Below are 17,895 nucleotides of genomic sequence, written 5' to 3' on the forward strand. Positions count from 1 at the left end.
TCTGACACTTTTCCAAACTCGCGATCCCGGCGCACGACACGCGGCGACACGCATCGAACAGATGTTTGATTGGTCCCCGACGTTTCTCTACCGTGAGCACATGGCCACCTCGAAGAAGACCGGCGCACCGCGCGGGACCGGCACGCAGCGCGAGACCGACTCCAGGACCCGGGCCGGCGCCCAGCCGGAGGAGCCGCGCCCCAAGCGCGGACGCCCGAGCAACGTCGAGGTCGAGGCCCAGCTCGCCGCCGCCCGCCAGCGGCAGCGCCACCTGGCCCCGGTGCTCACCATGCCCGACGGCCCGCCGGACGCGACCGGGCTGACCGCCCGTCAGCGCCGGATCCTCGAGGTGATCAAGGAGACCGTCGAGTTCCGGGGCTACCCGCCGAGCATCCGCGAGATCGGCGACGAGGTCGGGCTGGCCAGCTCCTCGAGCGTCGCGCACCAGCTCAAGGTGCTGCAGGGCAAGGGCTTCCTCCGCCGCGACCCCAACCGGCCGAGGGCACTCGAGGTGCTGCTTCCCGAGGACTTGGCCGCGGACGAGACGGGTCCGGTGGCCGGGCCGGCCGACGAGCGCGCGGAGGAGGAGTTCGCCGGCGACGCGCGACCCGCGCCGGTGCACGTGCCGGTGCTCGGGCGGATCGCCGCCGGCGGTCCGATCCTGGCCGAGGAGCGGGTCGAGGACGTCTTCGCGCTGCCGCGGCAGATCGTCGGCGAGGGCACCCTGTTCCTGCTCGAGGTGCGCGGGGACTCGATGATCGACGCGGCGATCTGCGACGGGGACTGGGTGGTCGTCCGTCAGCAGCCGACCGCCGACAACGGGGACATCGTGGCCGCGCTGCTCGACAACGAGGCGACGGTCAAGACGTTCAAGCGGACCACCAACCAGGTCTGGCTTATGCCGCACAACCCGGCCTACGAGCCGATCGACGGCAACCACGCCAGCATCCTCGGCAAGGTCGTCGCGGTGCTCCGGAAGGTCTGAGCCCGGCGCGACGCCGGATTTGCGGGCGGGCGGATCCCCACCGGGGTTCGCCCGTCGTCGCGTCCGGACCCCGGACGCGTGACGGTCATCCCGCTCAGGCGGCGGTGCTGGTCCCCTCGCCCGCCGCGGTCTCCGCTTCGGCCGCTGCGGTCGCCTCGCTGTCGGCCGCCGCGGCGAGCCGGCGGAGCGCCTGGATCACCTGCTCGCGGTCGGTGGTCGGCCACATGTCCGGCATCGAGGCGGTCAGGAACGACCCGTAGCGCGCGGTCACCAACCGCGAGTCGAGCACCGCCACCACCCCGCGATCGCTCTGCCGGCGGATCAGTCGGCCCGCACCCTGGGCCAGCAGCAGGGCCGCGTGGGTCGCCGCCACCGCCATGAATCCGTTCCCACCGGCCTCGGCCACCGCCCGTTGCCGGGCCAGCGCCAGCGGTTCGTCCGGACGCGGGAACGGGATCCGGTCGATGATCACCAGCTGGCACGTGCGGCCGGGCACGTCGATCCCCTGCCACAGCGACAGGGTGCCGAACAGGCTGGTCTGTTCCTCGGCGACGAACCGCCGGGTCAGCTCGGGCAGCTGGGCGTCGCCCTGGCACAGCACGGTGAACGACGGCAGCTCGGCCCGCACGTGCCGGGCCGCCGCCTCGGCCGCCCGGCGCGACGAGAACAGCCCGAGGGTGCGTCCCCCCGACGCCCAGATCAGCTCGGCGATCTCGGCCAGCGCCTCGGCGCTCAGTCCGTCGCGGCCCGGTCTGTCGAGCGAGCGGGCCACATAGCGGATGCCCTGGCGGCGGTAGTCGAAGGGCGAGCCGACGTCGAGCCCGCGCCACCGGATGGCCTCACCGACCGGCTCGGAGGTCTCGGCGTCGTCGCGCTCCTGCGCCTTGAGCCCGACCGAGGCGGCCGCCGCGGAGAAGTCGTCGCCGAGCTTGAGGGTGGCCGAGGTCATCACCACCGTGCGGTCGCCGAACACCCGGTCGCGCATCAGCCCGGCCACGGTCAGCGGCGCGACCCGGACGTCGCGCCCGAACCGCTCGCTCTCGGCCACCCAGACCACGTCGTAGGGGTCGAGCTTGGCCATCCGCTCCGCGACGTCGAACACCTCCTGGACGGCGGCGGCCGCCTGCTTGCGCTCGGTGTCCTCCTTCTGGGCGCCGGTCAGCTGCGAGACGACCTTGCGGGCGCTGTCGCGGACGAGGGCGAGCGCGGCCACCAGCCCGGCGGCCGGGTCCTCGACCCGCTCGACCGGGCTGTCGTCGAGCGCGGTCCGCAGGCCGTCGGCGGCGTCGAAGAAGTCGAGCGCGACGTCATCGTCGAGGAAGGTCACCGCACGCTTGGCCACCCGGTCGATCGCCGTCGGCGCGAGCTCGGCCGACGCGGCCCCGGTCACCCGGGCCACCACCTCGTGGGCCTCGTCGATCACCACCAGCTCGTGCTCGGGCAGCGCGGTCCGGCCGTGCATGGCGTCGATGGCCAGCAGCGCGTGGTTGGTGACCACCAGGTCGGCGGCGCGCGCCTGCTCGCGCGACCGCTCGACGAAGCAGGTGTCACCGAACGGACAGCGCTGGACGCCGAGGCACTCGCGGACCGGCACCGACACCTGCTGCCAGGCCCGGTCGCTGTGCGACGGGGCGTCGTCGCGGTCGGCGAGCCCGGAGCGCTCGTGCTCGGTCTGGGCCCACTCGCGCAGCGCGACCACCTCGGCACCGAGCACCGACGTGGCCTGCGGCGAGAGCTGGTCGCCGTCGGCGGCCTGCGCGGCGCGGGCGGTGGCGACCAGCTCGTCCGGCGCGATCAGACTCTGCTGGGCGCGGTCGCCGTCGCCCTCGACCCGGAGCCGGCAGGCGTAGTTGCTGCGTCCCTTGAGCACCGCGGTGCTCGGACGGCGGCCGGTGACCTGCTCGACCGCGTCGAGCGCCGCCGGGATGTCGTGGTCGTGCAGCTGGCGCTGGAGGGCCAAGGTGGCCGTGGCGACCACCGCGCGCTCCCGGCGCCGGCTGGCCAGCTCGGCGAGCAAGGGGGCCAGATAGCCCAGCGACTTCCCGGTGCCGGTGCCGGCCTGGACCAGTAGGTGCCGGCCGCTCGCGGCCGCGTCCGCGACCGCCGCGGCCATGGCCTGCTGGCCGGGACGCGCCTGGCCGCCGATCTCCCCGACGGCCGCGTCGAGCACGGCCTGCCAGCCGCGCTCGGAGGTGGGATCGGAGGTCACCGCAGCACGGTAGTCGCTGGGTCCGACATCTGGCCGGCGACCGACCGGGACGGGTGCGATCCGCTCCGACGACCGGTCACCGCGTTCGGCGCCGTCCCTCCGGCCGAACCGCCGCGGTCAGGAGAGCTGGTCGGCGGGGCGGAAGGCGGCCAGCTCGGCGGCCAGCCCGGGGTGCAGCCGGGCGCGCAGCAGCGTCCCGTCGGCGGTGTGCTCGAGCTGGTCGATCTCGCCCTCGTGGTGCACCCGGTCGATCAGGTCGCCGCGGGCGTAGGGCACCAGCGCGACCACCCCCACCGACGGGCTCGGCAGCCCCTCCTCGACGGCCCGGCGGAGCTCGTCCAGCCCGGTGCCGGTGCGGGCCGAGACGATCACCGCACCGCGGTACTGGCCGCGGAGCACGGTGAGGGTGTCCGGGTCGGCGGCGTCGGCCTTGTTGATCACGATCAGCTCGGGCACCTTCTGCGCACCGATCTGGGCCAGCACCTCGCGGACCGCGGCGATCTGACCCTGCGGATCGGGGTCCGAGCCGTCGACGACGTGCACCAGCAGGTCGGCCGAGGCGGACTCCTCCAGCGTCGAGGCGAAGGCCTCGACGAGGTCGTGCGGCAGGTGCCGGACGAACCCGACGGTGTCGGTCAGGGTGAAGTCGCGGCCGTCGCTGGTCTGGCTGCGCCGGGTGGTCGGGTCGAGGGTGGCGAACAGCGCGTCCTCGACCAGCACGCCGGCGCCGGTCAGCCGGTTGAGCAGCGAGGACTTGCCCGCGTTGGTGTAGCCGACGATGGCCACCGACGGGATCTGGTGGCGGCGTCGCCCGGCGCGCTTGACCTCGCGGGTGCTGTCCATCTCGCGCAGCTCGGCGCGCAGCTTGGCGATCCGGCTGTTGATCCGGCGGCGGTCGGTCTCGAGCTTGGTCTCACCGGGGCCGCGTCCGCCGATGCCGGCGCCGCCGCTGGCCCGGCCGCCGGCCTGGCGCGACAGGTTGCCGCCCCAGCCGCGCAGCCGCTGCTTGAGGTACTGCAGCTGGGCCAGCTCGACCTGCGCCTTGCCCTCGGCGCTCTTGGCGTGCTGGGCGAAGATGTCGAGGATCAGCGCGGTCCGGTCGATCACCTTGACCTTGACCTTGTCCTCGAGCGTCCGCAGCTGGGCCGGGGCGAGCTCGCCGTCGCAGATCACGGTGTCGGCACCGGTGGCCTGGACGACCTCGCGGAGCTCCTCGACCTTGCCACGGCCGATGTAGGTGGACGGGTCGACCAGCTTGCGACGCTGGATGAGTCCCTCGAGGACTTCCGAGCCGGCGGTCTCGGCCAGCTGCTTGAGCTCGGCGAGCGCGTTCTCCGCGTCGGCCTCGGTGCCCGAGGTCCAGACGCTGATCAGGACGACCCGCTCCAGCCGGAGCCGGCGGTACTCGACCTCGGTGACGTCGGTGAGCTCGGTCGACATCCCGGCCACCCGGCGCAGCGACTGGCGGTCGGCCAGGTCGAACTGCTCGCCGTCGTAGCCGGCGGCCGGGGCGACCGGGTCGTCCCGGTCCCGGCGCTCGTCCACCCGGCGCTCGTCGCGCGGGGCGTCGGCCTCCGGGGCCTCGATCGGGTGCTGCGGTGAAGGAAGTGTCATGTTCGATCCAGAATCTCACGCCCGGGCAAGCACGTCGCCCTGATTTCGCCTCCGGATCCGCCGGACGAGGTCCGCGACGTCGACGGGCCGCGGCGTTCGGCCGCCGACCGGCCGTCGACCGGCTCAGACGGTCGTGTAGCCGCCGTCCATCACCAGCACCGAGCCGGTCATGAACGACGAAGCGTCCGAGGCCAGGAACACCACCGCCGGACCGAGCTCGGCAGGCAGCGCGAACCGCTGCATCGGGACGTCGTCGATCCAGCGCTGCCGGAACTGCGGGTCGTCGACCGGGGCCATCTCGGTCTTGACGTAGCCGGGGGCGAGCGCGTTGACCCGGACGCCGTGCTCGGCCCACTCGGCGGCCAACGACTTGGTCAGCTGGTGCGCCGCGGCCTTGGAGGCGTTGTAGGCGGGCTGCCACTGCGGCCGGTTGACGATCACCGCCGAGATCGAGCCGATGTTGACGATGGCGCCGCGGCCGGCCTCGACCATCACCCGGCCGAAGGCCTGCGCGCAGTTCCAGACGCCGTCGACGTTGACGTCCATCACCTGCCGCCACTCGGCTGCGGTGACCTCGAGCGCCGGCCGGTGGATGCAGGCGCCGGCGTTGTTGACCAGCACGTCGATCCGTCCGAACGCCTCGCCGATCGTGTCGACTGCGCGCGCCACCGAGGCGGCGTCGGTGACGTCCCCGGCCACCGCCAGCGTGCGGACCCCGAGCGCGCGGCACTCGGCTTCGACCTCGGCACAGCTCGCCGGGTCGCGGACCAGCAGGGCGAGGTCGCTGCCCGCCTCGGCCAGCGCGACCGCCAGGGCCCGCCCGATCCCCCGGTTCGCCCCGGTGACCACCGTCGTCCGACCGCCCAGCCCGAAGCTGTCCAGCACCGCCATGGTGTCCTCCTCCTGTGCCGACCCCGCACGCTGCGCCGACCCGGCCGGCGTGGTGGGGCTCATCGTCACAGGCGCGGCACGGGCGGCACCACCGAGGGTCAGGCCAACCGGCGCTGGGTCAGCCAGCTGAGGGTGGCGAGGGCCTGCGGCACCGTCCACGACGTGCTCGGTGGCCGTTGCAGGTAGCCGCGCCCGGTGCTGCTCAGGTAGGCCCGCAGTCGGGCCGGGACCCGGCTCGGGTCGGGGACGTCGGGCACTCCCTCGAGCACGAACCGCTCCTGCCCGGCGGCGCAGAAGAACACCTCGTCGGAGTGTTCGACGTCATAGGTCAGCTTCGCCCCGGTCCGCCAGTTGGTGGCCCCGGGGTCTGGCTTGGTCCGCTGCCGGTAGACCCCGAAGAACGACCACAGCCGGGCGACGTCGTCCGGGCTGCCGGTCAGCACCTGCCAGTTCGACGGCGCGCCCGCGTAGAGCTTCCGGTAGCCGGCGATCTGCGCCGGCGTGTCGCGCTGCGGGTCGACGGTGATGCTGAGGAACTCGACCCGGCCGGCGGCCCCGTCGGCGGCCACCCGGGCGGCGGTCTGGACGACCGCGGCGGTGTCGATCGGGCAGGTCTCCTGGCACAGCGTCATCGTGTCGGAGACGACCAGCGTCTTCCCCGCGAACTCGGACAGCCGGACGGTGCGGCCGGCTCCGTCGCGCAGCGGCAGCGCGGTCAGCCAGCCGGGCAGCGCCGCGTCGACCTGCGTCCCGACGTCCATCCCGGGGGCGGGGATCGCCGGCCGGGCGGCTGCCGCGGTGGAGGGTCCGCACCCGGTCAGGCCGGCGAGCAGGGCGGCCAGCAGCGGCAGCAGGGCGACGAGGCCGGTCAGCCGGGCCCGGGAGCCGGGCCGGGAGGGTCGGTGCTGCACGGGAGCGACGCTAGCCCGCGACCAGCGCTCCCGGACGGTGCGGAACGGTCCGCGGCGGCCGGGCACAGCCCCGGCTCAGAGCCGGCTCAGACGGTCCCGTCCGGGAGGACGAACTCGCCGTGAGCGACCAGCACCGCCGGCCCGGTGAGCGCCGTGCGGTCGCCGTCGAGCTCGACCTCGACCGACCCGCCGGGGACGTCGACGACGAAGGTGACCGGCCCGTCCGCCCCGCCGTGCGCGAGGTTCCGGGCGGCGGCGGTGGCCGCGGCGGCCGCGCAGGTGCCGGTACCGCAGGAGCGGGTCTCGCCGGAGCCGCGCTCGAAGACCCGCATGGCGATCTGCCGGTCGCCGGTGACCCGGACGAACTCGAGGTTCACCCCGGCCGGGAAGGCGTCGGCGGGGCGCCACAGCGGCGCGCGGCCCAGGTCGAGCTGGTCGAGCCGGTCGGCCTCGGAGGCGGCGAGCAGGCTCACCGCGTGCGGGTTGCCGACGTCGACCCGCCACCCCGTCCACACCATCGGTGGGTGGTCGTGCAGCTCGGCCTGCACCTCGACGTCGCGGCCGAGCACCCGCGAGGGCCCCATCTGGACCCGGATCCGGCCGTCCGGCAGCACGGTCGTGGGCTTCAACCCGTCCCGGGTGCCGACCGGCACCTCGGGGCCGGTGGCCAGGCCGCGTTCGAGCAGGTAGCGGACGAAGACCCGGACGCCGTTGCCGCACATCTCGGAGACCGACCCGTCGGCGTTGCGGTAGTCCATGAACCAGAGGTCGGGATCGCCCTGCCAGCGTTCGGCCCACGCGGGCACCTGGCGGCCGCGGACGACCCGGAGCACCCCGTCGGCGCCGATCCCGGCCCGACGGTCGCAGATCGCCGCCACCTGGGCCGGGCTGAGGTCGTAGCGGCCGTCGGGGTCCTCGATCACCACGAAGTCGTTCTCGGTGCCGTGGCCCTTGGTGAAGGGGACGGAGAGACCGGGCACCCCGTCAGTCTGCCAGCGCCGGGCCCGGGGCGGCGAGGACGTCCGCCGCGCGGTCGAGCAGCGTGTCGGGGTCGTCGCCGGGTCCGCCGAGCCAGCTGATCCGCGGGTCGCGCCGGAACCACGAGCCCTGCCGGCGGGCGAACTTCCGGGTGCCGGTGACCGTCAGCTCGCGCGCCTCCGCCTCGCTCGTCCGGCCGTCGAGGTGGTCGAGGACCTGGGCGTAGCCGAGTGCCCGACTGGCCGTCCGGCCCTCGCGCAGACCGCGGTCGAGCAACCCGCGGACCTCCTCGACCAGGCCGTCGGCCCACATCCGGTCGACCCGGTCGGCGATCCGGCTGTCGAGGGTGGTCCGGTCGGTGTCGAGGCCGAGCTGGCGGACGTCGGGCAGTGCGTAGCGGTGTGCGGGCAGCGAGGCGGTGAACGGCTCCCCGGTCAGCTCGATGACCTCGAGCGCGCGGACGATCCGCCGGCCGTTGCCGGGCAGGATGGCCGCCGCGGCACCCGGGTCGACGGCGGCCAGCCGCTCGTGCAGCGCGGCCGGGCCCCGCTCGGCGAGCTCGGCGTCGAGCCGGGCCCGGACGTCGGGGTCGGTCCCGGGGAAGCGGAACTCGTCGACCACGGCGCGGACGTAGAGCGCCGAGCCGCCGACCACCACCGGCACCACGCCGCGGGTCAGGCAGTCCTCGATCGCGGCCCGCGCCAGGGTCTGGAACTCCGCGACCGTCGAGGTCTCGGTGACGTCGAGGACGTCGACCAGGTGGTGCCGGACCCGGGCGCGCTCGGCCGGCGTCGGCTTGGCGGTCCCGATGTCCATCCCGCGGTAGAGCAGCATCGAGTCGGCGTTGACGATCTCGGCGGGTCGGCCGCCGGCGCCGAGGTGCTCGGCCAGCGCGATCGCCAGCCCGGACTTGCCGACCGCCGTCGGGCCGACCAGCACCACGATCACCGGCGCATCACGGCACCATCATCGCGCCCGCGGGTCGGACGCGGCAGGATGGGAGCCGGGCCCCGCACCGCGGACCCGACCTGCAGCAGCGCAGCACCAGCCGAGACGAGGCGAGATGGGACTGTTCGACAAGGCCAAGGACCTGGCCGCCCAGCACAGCGACAAGATCAGCCAGGGCATCGAGAAGGCGGGTGACCTGATCGACCAGAAGACCGGCGGGAAGTACGCCGACCAGGTCGACCGCGCCCAGGACTTCGCCCGCGACCGGGTCGACGACCTCGGAGGCCGCGACGGGGCCGACCCGGCGGGCACCCACCCGACCGAGCCGCACCCGCCGGCGGCGCCGGACGGTCCGCCGCCCACCAGCTGACCCGCGGCCCGGGTCGGCCGGCGAGCCGGGCCTCACGCCGGGACGGAGCCGTCCTCACCGGGACGGTGCTGCGGGTGCTCGCGCGGTGTCTGCTCGCGCCAGATGTAGGCCTCGATCGCCTCGGGGTCGTTCGTCGACCGCCGGGCCACGGTCTGCAGGTCGGACATGGTGATCACCGCGTCCACCTGCTGCTTGGTGAACCACTGGACGAAGGCCTCGGCCGCGAAGTCGCCCTCCTCGCGGGCGATCCGGGTCAGCAGGTTGATCTGGTCGGTGACCCGGCGCTCCTGCTCGAGGACCAGCTCGATCGGGCCGACCACCGAGTCGAAATCGGTGGTGGGGGCCTCGACCCCGGGCACCACCACCGCGGCGTCCTGGTCGGCCAGGAACTTGATCATCATCATCGCGTGCCCGCGCTGGACCGTGGCCTGGTGGTAGAAGAAGCCGGCCAGCTGCGGCATCGTCAGCCGGTCGAAGTAGACGGCGGCGGCCAGGTACTGCTGGTGCGCGGCGAACTCGTTCGCGATCTGGTCGTTGAGCTGGGCGACGAAGCGCTCGGCGGGCATCGGGCTCCTTTGCGACGGGCTCGTCTCGCTCCGCGGGCGGGGGTGGCCGCGGGGCTGTCATCCTCCCATCGGCGCCGGACGCCGCGCCAGTACGACGGCCCTTCCGGCACCCGCGAGTTCCAGCGCTGAACAGGGCTGGACGGCGCTCCTCAGACGCAGCCGCGGGCCGGTGGCAGTGGGGCCGGAACACCGACGGACGGCATCCCCAGACCGACGGCCGCCGACGGCGCGACCTCGCCGCGCTCGCGGGCCTCCCAGGCGTCGCCGCCGCGGGTCCGGCGGAGCGTCAGCAGCCCGTCGTCGGCGTTGAGATGGTGCGGTGCGGCGTGGGTGACCACGACCTCGGCGACGTCGCCGGGACGCGGCCGCGCCGTCGGGTCGTCGGGGACCCGGACGTGCACCAGCCGGTTGTCGCGGGCCCGGCCCGACATCCGCCGGGTCGCCCCGTCCTTGCGTCCCTCGCCGTCGGCGAACATCACCTCGACCCGCCGGCCGACCTGGGTGCGGTTCTCCGCCCAGGCGATCTCCTCGACCAGCGCGACCAATCGCTCGTAGCGCTCCTGGACGACCGCCTTGGGGATCTGGTCGGGCATGGTGGCCGCCGGCGTGCCCGGGCGGATCGAGTACTGGAAGGTGAACGCCGCGCTGAACCGGGCCTCGCGGACGACGTCCAGGGTGGCCCGGAAGTCCTCCTCGGTCTCCCCCGGGAACCCGACGATGATGTCGGTGGTGATCGCGGCGTCCGGCAGCGCGTCGCGGACGTCGGCGATGATCCGGAGGTAGCGCTCCTGCCGGTAGGAGCGGCGCATCGCCCGGAGCACCGCGTCCGAACCGGACTGCAGCGGCATGTGCAGCTGCGGCATCACGTTCGGGGTCTCGGCCATCGCGGCGATCACGTCGGCGGTGAAGTCCTTGGGGTGCGGCGAGGTGAACCGGACCCGCTCCAACCCCTCGATGCCGCCGCAGGCGCGGAGCAGCTTGGCGAAGGCGCCGCGGTCGCCGAAGTCGACCCCGTAGGCGTTGACGTTCTGGCCGAGCAGGGTGATCTCCTGGACACCCTCGGCGACCAGCATCTCGATCTCGGCGAGGACGTCACCGGGCCGGCGGTCGTTCTCCTTGCCGCGCAGCGCCGGGACGATGCAGAAGGTGCAGGTGTTGTTGCAGCCGACGCTGATCGAGACCCAGGCCGAGTAGGGCGAGTCGCGCCGGGTCGGCAGCGTCGAGGGGAACCGCTCGAGCGACTCGGCGATCTCGACCTGCGCCTCCTGTTGGATCCGGGCCCGTTCGAGCAGGGTGGGCAGCGCACCGAGGTTGTGGGTCCCGAAGACGACGTCCACCCAGGGCGCCCGGCGGGTGATCTCGCCGCGGTCCTTCTGGGCCAGGCAGCCGCCGACGGCGATCTGCATGTCCGGTCGGGCCAGCTTGGTCTGCCGCAGGTGGCCGAGGTTGCCGTACAGCTTGTTGTCGGCGTTCTCCCGGACCGCGCAGGTGTTGAACACCACGACGTCGGCGTCCTCGCCCTCGGCGCGGGCGTAACCGGCCTGCTCGAGCAGCCCGGCGAGCCGTTCGGAGTCGTGGACGTTCATCTGGCAGCCGTGGGTGCGGATCGCGTAGGTGCGCGCGCCGGCCACCGACTGCTCGTGCGCGGTGTCGAGGGTGGTGCTGGACATGATGGGTCAGCCTAGACCGGCGCGACGTGCGCGCCGGGGTCCGCGACCGGCGTCGATACGCTGCCGACGTGTCCGAGACCAGCAGCCCGTCCGACCGTCCGGTGTTCCCGACCGGCGTGCAGTACGAGATCTCCGGCGGCGGCTACCGGGCGGTGGTCACCGAGCTCGGGGCGACGCTCCGGTTGCTCCAGTACGAGGGCCGCGACCTGATCCACGGGTTCGGGCCGGACGAGACGATCGGGGGCGGGCGGGGCCAGCAGCTGATCCCCTGGCCGAACCGGATCCGCGACGGCCGCTACACCTTCGACGGCACCACCCAGCAGCTGCCGCTGGCCGAGCCGGACCGGCAGAACGCGATGCACGGGCTGGTGCGCTGGACCGGCTGGCGCCTGGTGAGCCACGAGCCGAGCTCGGTGACCCTGCAGGTGACGGTGTTCCCGCAGAAGGGGTGGCCGACCGTGCTCGACTGCACCCTCAGCTACCGGCTGTCGGCCGGCGGGCTCGAGGTCGACGTCGAGGCGCGGAACGTCGGCGCCCACCGCGCCCCGTTCGGGTACGGCGCGCACCCGTACCTGACCGCGGGCGAGGCCGACGTCTCCGAGCTCGAGCTCGTCGTCCCCGCTGCCCGCCGGCTGAGGGTGGACGACCGGATGCTCCCGGTCGAACTGGTCGAGGTCGACGACGCGGACGGTTTCCGCACCCCGCGCCGGGTCGGTGACACCGACCTCGACACCGCCTTCACCGGCCTGGACCGCGGGCCCGACGGCCGCTGGCGGGTCAGCATCACCGGCGGCGACCGCCGCACCACGCTCTGGGCGGACGAGAACCACCGCTGGACCCAGGTCTTCACCGGCAACGCCGACCGCACCGGCGGTCTGGCGGTGGAGCCGATGACCTGCGGCCCGGACGCCTTCAACGACGGTCCGACCAGCGACGGCCTGGTGGTGCTGGAGCCCGGCGCCGCCTGTCGCGGCCGCTGGGGCATCTACGCCGGCTGAGCGCCCTGGGTCCCACCCACGCGTCCGAGCCTTCGCCCACCCCGTGCCCTGAGCCCCCACCCGTCCCGAGCCCTGAGCCTGTCGAAGGGCACAGAGCGGTCCGCACGGCACAGCCGCCGGGTCCGGTGCCGAGACGGCCGGTCGGATAGCCTCCGGTCATGACCGAGAGCACCGGCGAGTCCGGCGGCGCACCGGGCGGCCGCGAGCCGCTGGTCGTGCTCACCGACGTCGAGAAGTACTTCGGCGACCTGCACGTGCTGCAGAAGATCAACCTGTCGATCGGCCGCGGCGAGGTCGTCGTGGTCATCGGGCCGTCCGGCTCGGGCAAGTCGACGCTGTGCCGGGCGATCAACCGGCTGGAGACCATCGAGTCCGGGACGATCACCATCGACGGGGTGCCGCTGCCCGAGGAGGGCAAGGGGCTGGCCCGGCTGCGGGCCGACGTCGGCATGGTCTTCCAGCAGTTCAACCTGTTCGCCCACAAGACGATCCTCGAGAACGTCACCCTCGGCCCGACCAAGGTCCGGAAGGTGCCGGCCGCCGAGGCCCGGCAGCGCGGGATGGAGCTGCTCAAGCGGGTCGGCGTCGACTCACAGGCCGAGAAGTTCCCGGCGCAGCTCTCGGGCGGTCAGCAGCAGCGGGTGGCGATCGCCCGGGCGCTGGCCATGAACCCCAAGGTGATCCTGTTCGACGAGCCGACCTCGGCGCTCGACCCCGAGATGGTCAACGAGGTGCTCGACGTGATGGTCGACCTGGCCCGCCAGGGCATGACCATGGTGGTGGTCACCCACGAGATGGGCTTCGCCCGCAAGGCCGCCAACCGCGTGGTGTTCATGTCCGACGGCCAGATCGTCGAGGAGTCCGACCCGGACACCTTCTTCACCAACCCGACCTCGGACCGGGCGCGCGACTTCCTCTCGAAGATCCTCACCCACTGAGCCGGGCCGGCGCGCCTCAGCGGGCCGTCTCGACCGCCCGCGACTCGCGGACCACGGTGACCCGGATCTGCCCGGGATAGGTGAGTTCCTCCTCGACCTGCTTGACGATGTCGCGGGCCAGCACCTGGGCGGCGATGTCGTCGACCACGTCGGGGGTGACCATCACCCGGACCTCGCGGCCGGCCTGCATGGCGAAGACCTTCTCGACGCCCTCGTGGGCCAGCGCGATCTCCTCGAGCCGCTCGAGCCGTTGGACGTAGGCCTCGAGGCTCTCGCGGCGAGCGCCCGGCCGGCTCCCGCTGATCGCGTCCGCGGCCTGGGTGAGCACCGCCTCGACGGTGTGCGGCTCGACCTCGTTGTGGTGAGCCTCGATGGCGTGGACGACGTCGGGGTGCTCGCCGTACTTGCGGGCCAGGTCGGCGCCGATCAGCGCGTGCGACCCCTCGACCTCGTGGGTCAGCGCCTTGCCGATGTCGTGCAGGAAGGCTGACCGCTTGCACAGCGCGACGTCGAGCCCGAGCTCGGCGGCCATCATCCCGGCCAGGTGCGCGCACTCGACCGAGTGCCGCAGCACGTTCTGCCCGTAGGAGGTGCGGTAGCGCAGGGTGCCGAGCACGGTGACCAGCTCGGGGTGGAGGTCGGTGATCCCGACCTCGGCCAGCGCGTCCTCGGCGGCGCGGAGACAGCGCTCGGCGATCTTGGCCTTGCTCCGCTCGTGCACCTCCTCGATCCGCACCGGGTGGATCCGGCCGTCCTCGATCAGCTCGGTCAGGGTGATCCGGGCCGCCTCGCGGCGGACCGGGTCGAAGCAGGACAGCAGCACGCTCTCCGGGGTGTCGTCGATCAGCACGTTGACCCCGGTCACCTGCTCGAACGAGCGGATGTTGCGGCCCTCGCGGCCGATGATCCGGCCCTTCATCTCGTCGCTGGGCAGGTGGATCGCCGCCACCACCGACTCGGAGGTCTGCTCGGAGGCCAGCCGCTGGATCGCGCCGACCAGGATCGACCGGGCACGCTGCTCGGCCTCGCGCTGGGCGGTGCTCTCGATGTCGCGGGCCAGGATCACCGCGTGTCGCTTGGCCTCCTGCTCGACCGCGGTCACCAGCTCGGCCCGGGCCTGGTCGGCGGTCAGGCCGGCCACCCGTTCGAGCTCGTGGATCCGGGCGGCCTCGGCCTGGGCGGCCGCCTCCGCCTGCTCGGCGAGCTCGGTGCGGCTCTCGTCGAGTTCTTGGAGCTTCTGGTGGACGAGGTGGGTCTCGGCGTCGAGCCGGTGCTCGCGGTCGGCGACCCGCTGCTCACGCCGCTCGAGGTCGAGCCGGGTCTGCCGCGCCTCGGCCTGCTGCCGGGTGAGCTCCTGCTCGGTCTGGTCGCGGTGCTCCTGGGCCTCCTTGAGCGCGGCCTCGGCTCGGGCGCGGAGTCGCTTGCGGTACTTGTCGGCCTCGGCGCGGATCTCCTCGGCCCGCTGCTCGGCGTCGGCCACCAGCTCGGAGGAGCCGTCCGACGACAAATTGGCCATGGAGCGCCCCGGGGCGGGATCGGTCACGGGTCGCGCGGTCCCGGCCGCGGACGACGCCACACCCAGGACCGCGGTCGCCCCCTGGGTGGTGGCAGCCGAACCGGGGGCGGCCGGATCAGGATCGACGGGATCGGCGTCGGCGGCGCGACTGGCCGATCCGGGCCGCGACTGGCTCGCCGACGAGACGGCGGACGGGCCGAGTGGGGCCGACGGGCGCGTCGAGCCCGCGGCGGACGTACGGCTCCCGGCGTCGCCGTCACGACCCGTCGACGCACTCGTCGCCGACGGACGGGGCTCAGCGACGGGGGCGCTGCGGCGGCGGAGCCGCAGCAGGACGGCGGCAGCGATCACCACCAGGACGACGAGCAGGACGGCGACGACGATCAGCAGCACCGCGACGGCAGCGGGGTCCAACATGCGCGCTCTCCTCTCCGGCCCGGCCGGGCCTCCGAGAGGGTCCACCACGACCGCCGGCCCGCGTCCCGGCGGGTGGCGACGTCCGACGACGTGTCCGTGCAGGCGGGTGTGCCTACGACTTCAGCGCGTGCTCCTCGTGCTCCGGACGGCGGACGACGAGCGTCCGGCCGACGGGTCGACCGGCCACGCCCGTGTCGCGTCGTCGGTTCTTCGGTGTCTCGATCCGATCCCGGGACGGGGATTCGGTGCCCTCGCCCCACCGGGATCGTGGTTCGTTCTGGCTGGTGCTGCGTCGTGCGTATGCGGTGGTGGTCCGGGCCGGGGCCCGGCTGTGTGTCATATCGGTGAACGGCCTGTGGCCGTGGTGTAACCCTCATGGGCAGAGTAGGTGCGCCTCTCAGGGTGGTCAAGGAACCCCCGCCCGTCCGGCAGGCGCGGCACACCCGTGACGCGCGTCCGTCCGGACGTAAGCAGCCGGTCGCAGGCTTCGACAGGCTCAGCCAGCGTCACGCGCGGGCTTCGACAGGCTCAGCCAGCGTCGCGCGCCGGCTTCGACAGGCTCAACCGCCGTCGCGCGCAGGCATCGACAGCCTCAACCGCCGCCACACACGGGCTTCGACGGGCTCCGCCGACGGACGGCCGTCAGGGAGTGTCGAGGCTGTCGTCGGCATTGGGGTCGAGCGCCTCGGCGAGGGCACGGCGGGTGACGTCGGACCCGAAGCCGCGGCGGGCGAGCGCGCCGGCCACCCGGCGGCGTCGGACCACCGGGTCGAGCCCGGCCGTGGTGCGCGCCTTCTTGCGGGCCAGCGCAAGCGCGGCGTCGTACTCGTCCTCCGGCTCGACCTGTTCGAGCGCGCCGTCGATCTGCTCGCGGTCGACGCCCTTGCGGACCAGCTCCTGCCGGAGCGCCGTCTTCGAGAGGTGGCGGCGCGACTGGCGACTGGTCACCCACGACTCGGCGAACGCCGCGTCGTCGACCAGACCGACTTCGGTCATCCGGTCGAGCACCCGGTCCCCCACCTCGTCGGGGACGTTGCGCTTGCGGAGGGCCTCGGCGAGCTCGTGGCGGCTGCGGGCCTGCGCGGTCAGCTTGGTCAGCACGATGGTCCGAGCCAGCGACTCCGGATCCGCCTCGGGCCCGAGGTCCCGGTCTCCGGTCGGCTCGCGGTCCCGGCCGTCGCGTCGCTCCCGCCGGCGGGAGCCGTGCGAACCGGAGCGACTCCCCCGGTCGTTACGACCTCCTCGACCGCGCTCACCGGTCCGGTTCCCCCGATCTCCGAACCCGTCGCGACCGTCGGCCTGCTCGCGTCGGGTCTCGGCGCGGTCACCCTCCGGCGCGCCTCCGCCCCGGCGGGCCCGGATGCTCTGGAGGCTGCCCCGGCGCGAGCCAGCGGTCGGGTCGAGCCCACCGCCGTCGGAATCACCGCGGGCGATCCGCTCCATCCGTTCGGCGAGCGCCTCGACCTCGGCCCGGCTGGGCTGCGGGCGCCGGCGTGGCGGTGCGTTCGTGCCTCGGTCGGCTGTGCCCCGGTCGGTGGTGCCTCGGTCGGCGGGCGGAGCCGGAGCCGGCCCGGGCTCGCCGGAGCGAGCACGGGCCGGGACGCCGTCGGTCGACCGGAAGAGGGTCAGAACTCGACCTCGCCGGTCACCGGGTCGACGCCGGCGGGCACGTCGACCTGGGGACCGATGCCGAGCTTCTCCTTGATCCTCTTCTCCAGCTCGTTGGCCAGGTCGGGGTTGTTGCGCAGGTAGGCCCGCGCGTTCTCCTTGCCCTGCCCCAGCTGGTCGGCCTCGTAGGTGAACCAGGCACCCGCCTTGCGGACCAGCCCGGCGTCGACGCCCATGTCCAGCAGGCTGCCCTCGCGGCTGATCCCCTGGCCGTACAGGATGTCGAACTCGGCCTGCTTGAAGGGCGGGGCCACCTTGTTCTTGACCACCTTGACCCGGGTGCGGTTGCCGACCATGTCGGTGCCGTCCTTGAGGGTCTCGATCCGCCGCACGTCGAGGCGGACCGACGCGTAGAACTTGAGCGCCTTGCCACCGGTCGTGGTCTCCGGCGAGCCGAACATCACGCCGATCTTCTCGCGGAGCTGGTTGATGAAGATCGCGGTGGTGCCGGCCCCGCTCAGCGCACCGGTCATCTTCCGCAGCGCCTGGCTCATCAGTCGCGCCTGCAGGCCGACGTGGCTGTCACCCATCTCGCCCTCGATCTCAGCCCGCGGCGTCAGCGCGGCGACCGAGTCGATGACCACCAGGTCGAGCGCCCCGGACCGGACCAGCATGTCGGCGATCTCGAGCGCCTGCTCGCCGTTGTCCGGCTGGCTGACCAGCAGGGCGTCGGTGTCGACCCCGAGCTTCTCGGCGTAGGACGGGTCGAGCGCGTGCTCGGCGTCGATGAAGGCGCAGATGCCGCCGGCCGCCTGGGCGTTGGCGATCGCGTGCAGGGCCACGGTGGTCTTGCCGCTCGACTCCGGGCCGTAGATCTCGACCACCCGGCCGCGCGGCAGCCCGCCGATGCCCAGCGCCACGTCGAGGGCGATCGACCCGGTAGGGATCACCTCGATGGGCGCGCGGGCTCCGTCGCCGAGTCGCATGACCGAGCCCTTGCCGTAGCTCTTCTCGATCTGACCGAGCGCCGACTCCAGCGCCTTCTCACGGTCCGCAACGGGCATGATTCGTCCTCTCCTCAGGCCCCTGGCGGACCTGTCTTCTCGCTTGCTCGGATGTTGTCGTCGACGTCTGCTCGTACGTTAGGTGTCGGCTCCGACATCGAGCCGGTGCAGCGCGAACCCTGTGGACAGTGCTCCGGAGGCCGTCGCTGCAGTGGACAACTTACCGAACAGACGTTCGAAGCGGACCCGACACGCCGAGCGACCGGCGATCC

13 protein-coding genes and 2 pseudogenes are annotated in these 17,895 nt (G+C 73.5%); 4 read left to right on the top strand and 11 right to left on the bottom strand.

The genetic code is table 11. From position 1 onward, the window contains the following. Window positions 1-100: 100 nt before the first annotated feature. Window positions 101-985, top strand: coding sequence for a transcriptional repressor LexA (gene lexA, locus FHX74_RS15100; RefSeq protein WP_182561037.1), 885 nt, complete (start codon window positions 101-103; stop codon window positions 983-985). A 169-nt stretch (window positions 986-1,154) separates the two neighbouring features. On the opposite strand, the pseudogene FHX74_RS15105 reads toward lexA, so the two are convergent. The 6 genes and pseudogenes from FHX74_RS15105 to miaA all read right to left on the bottom strand — a co-directional run. Continuing rightward, window positions 1,155-3,098 (bottom strand): annotated as a pseudogene (locus tag FHX74_RS15105) (ATP-dependent DNA helicase); the annotation flags it as partial. Between the two features lie 213 nt (window positions 3,099-3,311). Beyond that, window positions 3,312-4,808, bottom strand: coding sequence for a GTPase HflX (hflX, locus tag FHX74_RS15110; protein ID WP_182561038.1), 1,497 nt, complete (start codon window positions 4,806-4,808; stop codon window positions 3,312-3,314). A gap of 123 nt (window positions 4,809-4,931) precedes the next feature. Next, window positions 4,932-5,762 (bottom strand): SDR family oxidoreductase, encoded by an 831-nt coding sequence (locus FHX74_RS15115; RefSeq protein WP_235970803.1) that lies wholly within the window; start codon window positions 5,760-5,762, stop codon window positions 4,932-4,934. Between the two features lie 35 nt (window positions 5,763-5,797). Continuing rightward, window positions 5,798-6,610, bottom strand: a complete 813-nt coding sequence (locus tag FHX74_RS15120; protein WP_182561039.1) for an SCO family protein — start codon at window positions 6,608-6,610, stop codon at window positions 5,798-5,800. A gap of 86 nt (window positions 6,611-6,696) precedes the next feature. Continuing rightward, a complete protein-coding gene (dapF, locus tag FHX74_RS15125) occupies window positions 6,697-7,590 on the bottom strand; it encodes a diaminopimelate epimerase (RefSeq protein ID WP_182561040.1) in 894 nt (297 codons plus the stop codon). Window positions 7,591-7,594: 4 nt separating this feature from the next. Then, entirely contained in the window at window positions 7,595-8,527 is a 933-nt protein-coding gene (gene miaA, locus FHX74_RS15130; RefSeq protein ID WP_182561331.1) for a tRNA (adenosine(37)-N6)-dimethylallyltransferase MiaA, read from the bottom strand. A 124-nt stretch (window positions 8,528-8,651) separates the two neighbouring features. Here miaA and FHX74_RS20425 point away from each other — a divergent pair. Next, window positions 8,652-8,816: pseudogene (locus FHX74_RS20425) on the top strand (antitoxin); the annotation flags it as partial. Window positions 8,817-8,938: 122 nt separating this feature from the next. Here the strand turns inward: FHX74_RS20425 and FHX74_RS15140 are convergent. Next, window positions 8,939-9,472 carry a ferritin gene (locus tag FHX74_RS15140; RefSeq protein ID WP_182561042.1) on the bottom strand — a complete coding sequence of 178 codons (534 nt, stop codon included), beginning with the start codon at window positions 9,470-9,472 and terminating at the stop codon, window positions 8,939-8,941. Window positions 9,473-9,621: 149 nt separating this feature from the next. Continuing rightward, window positions 9,622-11,142: a tRNA (N6-isopentenyl adenosine(37)-C2)-methylthiotransferase MiaB gene (miaB, locus tag FHX74_RS15145; RefSeq protein ID WP_182561043.1), complete on the bottom strand. Its 1,521-nt coding sequence runs from the start codon at window positions 11,140-11,142 to the stop codon at window positions 9,622-9,624. A gap of 68 nt (window positions 11,143-11,210) precedes the next feature. On the opposite strand from miaB, the gene FHX74_RS15150 reads away from it, so the two are divergent. Both FHX74_RS15150 and FHX74_RS15155 read left to right on the top strand, forming a co-directional pair. Further along, window positions 11,211-12,140 carry an aldose 1-epimerase family protein gene (locus FHX74_RS15150; RefSeq protein WP_182561044.1) on the top strand — a complete coding sequence of 310 codons (930 nt, stop codon included), beginning with the start codon at window positions 11,211-11,213 and terminating at the stop codon, window positions 12,138-12,140. A gap of 158 nt (window positions 12,141-12,298) precedes the next feature. Continuing rightward, window positions 12,299-13,078, top strand: coding sequence for an amino acid ABC transporter ATP-binding protein (locus FHX74_RS15155; RefSeq protein WP_182561045.1), 780 nt, complete (start codon window positions 12,299-12,301; stop codon window positions 13,076-13,078). A 16-nt stretch (window positions 13,079-13,094) separates the two neighbouring features. On the opposite strand, the gene rny is transcribed toward FHX74_RS15155, so the two are convergent. The 3 genes from rny to recA form a co-directional block, all read right to left on the bottom strand. After that, window positions 13,095-15,011, bottom strand: a complete 1,917-nt coding sequence (gene rny / locus FHX74_RS15160; protein WP_182561046.1) for a ribonuclease Y — start codon at window positions 15,009-15,011, stop codon at window positions 13,095-13,097. A gap of 642 nt (window positions 15,012-15,653) precedes the next feature. Continuing rightward, window positions 15,654-16,112, bottom strand: a complete 459-nt coding sequence (locus tag FHX74_RS15165; RefSeq protein ID WP_182561047.1) for a regulatory protein RecX — start codon at window positions 16,110-16,112, stop codon at window positions 15,654-15,656. A 524-nt stretch (window positions 16,113-16,636) separates the two neighbouring features. Continuing rightward, entirely contained in the window at window positions 16,637-17,686 is a 1,050-nt protein-coding gene (gene recA / locus FHX74_RS15170; RefSeq protein WP_456238310.1) for a recombinase RecA, read from the bottom strand. Window positions 17,687-17,895 lie beyond the last annotated feature (209 nt).

This window comes from Microlunatus kandeliicorticis (genome assembly GCF_014137855.1).
Taxonomy (GTDB): Bacteria; Actinomycetota; Actinomycetes; order Propionibacteriales; family Propionibacteriaceae; genus Microlunatus; species Microlunatus kandeliicorticis.